Here is a 7,138-nt window from a genome sequence, read left to right on the forward strand (position 1 = left end):
TTCCCTTCGGTCTTGCGTTTCTGACTCTATCAGATCTTTCCGATCCGATTTCCTCGGTGCTTTCCGGTCCCATTCGCTTTCGCTCCGGGCCCTTCCGGCGGTTCCGACTCTATCAGAACCTTTCGGCGTCTGATTCCCAGTCAGCGGGGTTTGTCTTTGCGGCTGTTGGGCCGTTCCGACGTCTCAAACTCTAGCGGATTTCCCCGGCGGCTCATAATCGAGTCTTTCGAAATGAATTTCGGCATGCCGAAATTCGTCCCGGTGGGGAGATCGTGCGGAGTAGAGGTGCCGCTCTCAGCGGCGGAGGTGGTTGTCGAAGAACCGTTCCGGCTCTGTGACAACTCGGAGAACACTACGCATCCGGGAGGGGAGTGTCAAGCCCTGTCAAGCGAGTTCAGTCGAGGTCCGTCAGGCGGCCGCCGGCGTCGGGCTGGGTGAGCTCCACGCGGCGGAGGAGACGGATGAGCACCTCGCCGAGGACGCCCCGTTCGTCCGAGGTGAGGTCCTGGAGGAGCTCCTCCTCGAAGTCCGTGGCCATGCGCATGGCCTCCAGCCACTTCGAGCGGCCCTCGTCGGTGAGCTCGACGATCACGCGGACGCGGTTGTTCTCGTCGCGGTCGCGGGTGACCAGGCCTTCTCCCGCCATGCGGTCGATGCGGTGGGTCATCGCGGCAGGGGTGAGGCCCAGTCTCTTGGCGAGCTCGCCCGGGCCGAGCCGGTAGGGCTCGCCGGCGAGGACCAGGGTCTTGAGGACCTCCCACTCGGCGTTGCTGATGCCGAGGTCGGCGAGCTGGCGTCCGTACGCCACGTTCATCCGTCGGTTGAGCCGGCCGAGGGCGGAGACCACCTTCTCGACCTGGGGGTCGAGGTCGCGGAACTCGCGCTGATAGGCGGCGATCTGCTCGTCGAGGCTCGGCTCCTGCGGAGCCTGCGGGCCGGACCGCTCGGGGTTGTCGGACATGGAGGCGAGTATCCCACGGGTCTCGTTGGCGTTGAAGTCCTTCGGTGTGTACTGTTAAGGATCGAACTTTAGTGTTGAAGTCTTCAAGGTTCAGGGGTACACCTCTGAACCTGCGACCGAAGTGGGTGAGTGTGACCAAGGCGAGGGGCGCAGCGATGCGCCGTATTCAGGCAGGCAGCGCGCTGAGCGCGTTCGGACTCGGCTTCACCGTGCCGTACCTCTATGTGTACGTGGCGCAGGTGCGGGATCTGGGCGCGGCCACGGCGGGCATCGTCCTGGCCGTCTTCGCCATGGCCGCACTGGTGGTGCTGCCCTTCAGCGGGCGGGCCATCGACCGGCGCGGGCCCGTGCCGGTCCTGCTGGTCGCCTCGGTCGTCGCCGCCGTGGGCGCGGTCGCGATGGGCTTCGCGTCCAGCGTGCCCGCGGCCGTGGGGGCCGCGGCGCTGCTCGGTGCCGGTACGGCCGTGCTCCAGCCCGCGCTGGCCACGATGATCGTCTGGTGCTCGACGCCCGTCGGGCGCACCCGGGCGTTCGCGATGCAGTTCTTCCTGCAGAACCTGGGTCTCGGTGTCGGTGGTCTGATCGGCGGTCTGCTGGTCGACATCAGCCGGCCGGGCAGCTTCATCCTGCTGTTCTCGATCGAGGCGGCGATGTTCCTCGTCCTGGCGGCGATCGTCGGGACCGTGCGGATGCCCGGTTCCCCCGCCTTCCAGGGAGCCCGTCCCTCCGGGGGCGGCAAGGGCGGCGGCGTGCGCGCGCTGCTCGGGCACAGGGCCATGGTGCAGCTGTGCGTCCTCGGCTTCGTCCTCTTCTTCGCCTGCTACGGACAGTTCGAGTCGGGCCTCGCCGCGTACGGCACCGAGGCCGCCGGCATCCAGCCCTCGACGCTGGGTATCGCGCTGGCCGCGAACACCGCGGTGATCGTGGCCGCCCAGTTCCTGGTGCTGAAGTTCGTCGAGCGCCGCAAGCGGACCCGGGTGATCGCGGCCGTCGGTCTGATCTGGACCGTGGCCTGGCTGATCGCCGGGTACGCGGGCCTCGGGCACGGCAGCCAGGCCATGGCGACGGCTGCCTTCGTCGCAACGTACGCCCTGTTCGGGCTCGGTGAGGCGATGCTGTCGCCGACCGTGGCGCCGCTGGTCGCCGATCTGGCGCCGGAGTCGATGGTCGGGCAGTACAACTCGGCCTTCGCGCTGGTCAAGCAGCTTGCGCTGGCCGTGGGGCCGGCCGTCGGCGGGCCCATGGGAGCCGCGCTGCACGGTCCGTACATCGTGACGTTCGTGCTCTTCTCGCTCGGCATCACGTTCCTCGCGGTGCGGCTGGGCAAGCAGCTGACCCCGGAGCAGAACCAGCCGTCGCTCGCCGTGAAGCCGTCCCGGGTGGTGGCGCAGCACCTGCCCGAGAAGGAGACCGCGGCGGCCTAGTGGTCGGGCAGGGCGAACTCGCACCAGACCGCTTTGCCGCCGCCCGGTGTGCGGCGGCTCCCCCAGGACGAGGCGATCGTCGCGATGATCGAGATTCCGCGACCCGCCTCGTCCTCCGATTCCGCCCTGCGGCGGCGCGGCAGATGGTCGTCCCCGTCCGTCACCTCGATGATCAGGCGGCGGTCGGTGCGGCGCAGGCGCAGCCGCATGGGCGGGGTGCCGTGCTGGAGGGAGTTCGCCACCAGTTCGCTGGTGGCGAGGACGCCCAGGTCGCGCAGTTCGACCGGGAAGCGCCAGGACGACAGGACCCCTGAGGCGAAGGCACGCGCGCGGGGAGCGGCCTCCACGCCGCCGAGGAGTTCCAGGGCCGCGTTGTGGAAGAGCTCCGCGTCCGCCCCCTTGCGGGACGGGTGCTGGACGACCAGGACGGCCACGTCGTCGTCGTGCTCCGCGGTGACCCCCAGGGAGCGGAGCAGCCGGTCGCAGACGACCTGCGGGGTGCCGCTGGCACCGGAGAGCGCGCGGGCCAGGGCGGCGACGCCCTCGTCGATGTCCTCGCGGCGCCGCTCGACCAGACCGTCGGTGTAGAGGACGGCCGTCGAGCCGGGCGGCAGGGCGATGGAGCCTGAGGCGTGCAGCCAGCCTCCCGTGCCGAGCGGCGGGCCCGTCGGGTCCTCGGCGCGCCGGACGCTGCCGTCCTCGTCCCGGACGAGGATCGGGAGGTGGCCCGCGGAGGCGTAGACCAGCTTCCCCTCGTTGGGGTCGTGGATCGCGTACACACAGGTGGCGATCTGGCTGGCGTCGATCTCGGCGGCGAGGCCGTCGAGGAGCTGGAGCACCTCGTGCGGGGGGAGGTCCAGGCGCGCGTAGGCCCGGACGGCGGTGCGGAGCTGGCCCATGACGGCGGCGGCGCGCACCCCCCCGGCCCATCACGTCGCCGATGACGAGCGCGGTGCGGCCGGCGCCGAGGGTGATCACGTCGTACCAGTCGCCGCCGACGGCCGCGTCGGTGCCGCCGGGCTGGTAGGTGGCGGCGATCCGCAGGTCGTCGGGCTGCTCCAGGTCCTGCGGGAGGAGCGAGCGCTGGAGGGTCACGGCGGTCTCGCGGTGGCGGCGCTCGCTGGCCCGCAGCCGCTCGGCGGCCTCCGCGTGGTCGGTGACGTCCGCGGCGTGGACGAGGACGCCGCCGCCTTCGAGGTGCGCGCTGTCCACGGGCAGGCACGTCACCGTGTACGAGCCGCCGTCCTGGGTGCGGCGGGACTTGACCGTGCGCGGCTTGCCGCTGCGCAGCACCTGGTCCATGAGGGGCAGCAGACCGAGCTCCTCCGCCTCGGGGCAGGTGTCGGCGACGGGCACGCCCGCGGGGCGGGGGCCGAAGGCGGCGGCATAGGCGTCGTTGACGTACGCGATGCGGTGTTCCGGGCCGTACGCGAGGGCGACGAGGCCGGGGAGCCGGCCCAGGAGTTCCCGTACGGAGAAGTCCTCCAGGGCGGGTACGTCGACGGGCTCGCCGGTCTCGGCAGCCTCGTGGGCGAGGTGCTCCAGCTGCTGCGCGTACTCACCGCGGGCGGCGGGCACGGAGCCTTCGGTCCCCCGCGCCGCGCGGCGCTGTGTACCGGGGAGCCGGGCGCTCCAACGGGTGAAGTTCACGGATCTCTATGCCTCGTGGTGTCGGTGCCGTGCAGAGTCACGCTGTGCAGGTGTGAGCCCACCTATGGTCACACGTCCAGTGTGGACGAGTGCACTGACAGTGATGTCAGGACGACGGCTTGTCGCCGTGGTCGGGTGGCGGAGCGGCGGCGAGTTCGAATTCGGCGCGGGGGTGTTCCAGCGACCCGAGGGAGACGATCTCCCGTTTGAACAGGCCGGACAGGGTCCATTCGGCGAGGACCCGGGCCTTGCGGTTGAAGGTGGGCACCCGGCTCAGGTGGTAGGCGCGGTGCATGAACCAGGCCGGATATCCCTTGAGTTTCCGTCCGTAGACGTGGGCGACGCCCTGGTGGAGGCCCAGGGACGCGACGGAGCCGGCGTACGCGTGCGCGTACTCCTTGAGCGGCTGCCCGCGCAGGGAGGCCGCGATGTTCTCGGCGAGGACCTTGGCCTGGCGGACGGCGTGCTGGGCGTTGGGCGCGCACTCCCTGCCGGGTTCCTTCGAGGTCACGTCGGGGACGGCGGCGGCGTCACCGGCGGCCCAGGCGTGGGCGACGCCCTCGACGGCGAGCTCGGCCGTGCAGCGGAGCCGGCCGCGCTCGTTCAGCGGCAGGTCGGTCGCGGCGAGGACGGGGGCGGGCTTCACGCCCGCGGTCCAGACGACGGTGCGGGTGGGCAGCCGGGTGCCGTCGCTGAGGACCGCGATCCGGTCCTCGCAGGATTCGAGGCGGGTCTCCAGGCGTACGTCGATGTTCCGGCCGCGCAGCTCGCGGATGGCGTACCCGCCCATCTCCTCGCCCACCTCGGGCAGGATCCGGCCGGAGGCCTCGACGAGTACCCAGCGCAGGTCCTCCGGCTTGATGTTGTGGTAGTACCGCGCCGTGTAGCGGGCCATGTCCTCCAGCTCGGCGAGCGCCTCCACGCCCGCGTAGCCGCCGCCGACGAAGACGAAGGTCAGGGCGGCGTCGCGGATCGCGGGGTCACGGGTCGAGGAGGCGATGTCCATCTGCTCGATGACGTGGTTGCGCAGGCCGATGGCCTCCTCCACGGTCTTGAAGCCGATGCCGTGGTCGGCGAGGCCGGGGACCGGGAGGGTGCGGGATACCGAGCCGGGCGCGATGACCAGTTCGTCGTACGTGAGGTCGACGGCGCCGGTGCCCTCCTCGGCGGTCGCGAGGGTGGAGAGGGTCGCGGTCCGCTTGGCGTGGTCGACGGAGCGGACCTCGCCGATGACGATCCGGCAGCGGTGGAGGACCCGGCGGAGCGGCACGACGACATGCCGCGGGGAGATCGAACCGGCGGCGGCCTCGGGGAGGAACGGCTGGTACGTCATGTAGGGCTCGGGGGTGACCACCACGATCTCGGCGTCGCCGGCTCTCAGCTCGGCCCTGAGCTGTCGCTGGAGGCGCAGCGCGGTGTACATGCCGACGTAGCCACCGCCGACCACGAGAATGCGCGCAGGTTCGGTCACTGTCCCATGACGCACCGCCGTCCGTGGTTTGTCCACAGCCCCGGCAAATTGTGTGACCGGAGGGGTACGGAGGCGCGGGGTGGCGCACCAGGGGGGTACGGGCGCAACGGCGCAGGTCAGGATGGTCGCGCCGGGTTCGGTGGAGGGCCGGAATCGGGAGTGTCCCGGTCCTTGCTCCGATCGGGGGGCGCACCGTACGGAACTCCCCCTTCTGAATTGACCCGGACTCAACTATGTTCGTACTTCATCGGGGTGTCGGACGGGAGCGCGTGGACCGAAGCGCTCGTCCACCGGAGGCCCCGTTTCAGGGCGGGGAGTCTCCGGGGGGAGACATCATGAGCGGGGGAACGCTTATGCATATTCAGGATTCACGATGGCAGACGGGGACCGGGACGGCGACCGTGGACGACGGCCCGCACGCGGGCGTCGGCGGCTCCGAGCGCAACGGCGCACCGGTGTCCGGCAGGTCCGCGCCGCTGCGGGTGGACGCCCAGCGCAATCTGGAGCATGTCCTGCGCGCCGCGCGCGAGGTGTTCGGCGAGCTCGGTTACGGGGCTCCGATGGAGGACGTGGCACGCCGCGCCCGTGTCGGTGTCGGCACCGTCTACCGCCGCTTCCCGAGCAAGGACGTGCTGGTCCGGCGGATAGCCGAGGAGGAGACCTCGCGGCTGACCGAGCAGGCGCGAGCCGCGCTCGGCCAGGAGGACGAGCCGTGGTCGGCGCTCTCCCGGTTCCTGCGGACCTCGGTGGCCTCGGGCGCGGGCCGGCTCCTTCCGCCGCAGGTGCTGCGGGTGGGCGTCGACGACGTCACGGTGCTGCCGCTCGGCGGGGACTTCCCCGACGCGGACGACGCGGCGCGGGTGCCGCACCAGCGGGGTGTCGGCGAGCAGACCGACGCGCGCGTGGTCGCGCCCCGGGCCGTACCGGCCGAGGAGAAGGACGACGCGGGCGCCGCGGAGCTCCTCGATGTGGTGGGCCGGCTGGTCGACCGGGCGCGTGAGGCGGGTGAGCTGCGGACCGACGTGACCGTGGCCGACGTCCTCCTGGTCATCGCCACGGCCGCTCCGGCGCTGCCGGACGCGGTGCAGCAGGCGGCGGCCTCGACGCGTCTCCTCGACATCCTGCTCGAGGGGCTGCGCTCCCGGTAGGAACCGGCTGCCCGCGCGTCGGCGCGGGGCGGAGTCTTCGTGGTCCGGGCGGATCAACGAGCATGACACGAACGTGTGAGCGGTTACGCCCGGATACACGAAGTCGCCCCGGATGAGTGGTAAGTGGACGGGCCGCTTCGGCGTGCCCGTGCCCTGTGGCAGTCTTGGCCGGTGTTCGGGTCCGAGCGTGCGTACGGGGGCTTCCGCGATGAGCGGTGACAGTCGGGACGAGCCGCTGGGCGGTCCCGCCGGGGCGGGAGGCCTGCCCTCCCGGCAGGTGCCGAGCCAGGGTGGGCCGGGAGGCCTCTCCGGCGCGCCGGAGACGGCCGGGGCGGGCTACGTGGGCGCGGGTTCGGCCGGCGCGGGTTCGGCCGATGCGGGTTCGGCCGGTGCCGTGGGCGCCGTCGAGCCGTTCGACGCGAGCGTGCCGCAGCAGCGCGAGGGCAAGGCCTCCGGGTCGGGCGCCGGTACCGGCACGGGCGCC

4 protein-coding genes and 2 pseudogenes are annotated in these 7,138 nt (G+C 71.6%); 3 read left to right on the forward strand and 3 right to left on the reverse strand.

The window, feature by feature from the left end:
• Window positions 1–394 precede the first annotated feature (394 nt).
• Entirely contained in the window at window positions 395–961 is a 567-nt protein-coding gene (locus AOK00_RS31055) for a MarR family winged helix-turn-helix transcriptional regulator (protein ID WP_055603529.1), read from the reverse strand.
• A 155-nt stretch (window positions 962–1,116) separates the two neighbouring features.
• Here AOK00_RS31055 and AOK00_RS31060 point away from each other — a divergent pair, with 155 nt between their 5' ends.
• Window positions 1,117–2,385 (forward strand): MFS transporter, encoded by a 1,269-nt coding sequence (locus AOK00_RS31060; protein ID WP_173861687.1) that lies wholly within the window; start codon window positions 1,117–1,119, stop codon window positions 2,383–2,385.
• Here the strand turns inward: AOK00_RS31060 and AOK00_RS31065 are convergent.
• Both AOK00_RS31065 and AOK00_RS31070 read right to left on the reverse strand, forming a co-directional pair.
• A pseudogene (locus tag AOK00_RS31065) lies at window positions 2,382–3,930 on the reverse strand (ATP-binding SpoIIE family protein phosphatase). The gene AOK00_RS31060 and the pseudogene AOK00_RS31065 sit on opposite strands and share 4 nt — an antisense overlap.
• Before the next feature lie 211 nt (window positions 3,931–4,141).
• The gene (locus AOK00_RS31070) at window positions 4,142–5,506 is read right to left on the reverse strand and encodes an NAD(P)/FAD-dependent oxidoreductase (protein ID WP_055603531.1); all 1,365 of its coding nucleotides are present in this window, start codon (window positions 5,504–5,506) and stop codon (window positions 4,142–4,144) included.
• 335 nt (window positions 5,507–5,841) lie between these two features.
• On the opposite strand from AOK00_RS31070, the gene AOK00_RS31075 reads away from it, so the two are divergent.
• Window positions 5,842–6,654 (forward strand): TetR/AcrR family transcriptional regulator, encoded by an 813-nt coding sequence (locus AOK00_RS31075; protein ID WP_055603532.1) that lies wholly within the window; start codon window positions 5,842–5,844, stop codon window positions 6,652–6,654.
• A gap of 208 nt (window positions 6,655–6,862) precedes the next feature.
• A pseudogene (locus AOK00_RS31080) lies at window positions 6,863–7,138 on the forward strand (sigma-70 family RNA polymerase sigma factor); the annotation flags it as partial.

It is taken from the genome of Streptomyces aureus (genome assembly GCF_001418135.1).
Classification (GTDB): domain Bacteria; phylum Actinomycetota; class Actinomycetes; order Streptomycetales; family Streptomycetaceae; genus Streptomyces; species Streptomyces aureus_A.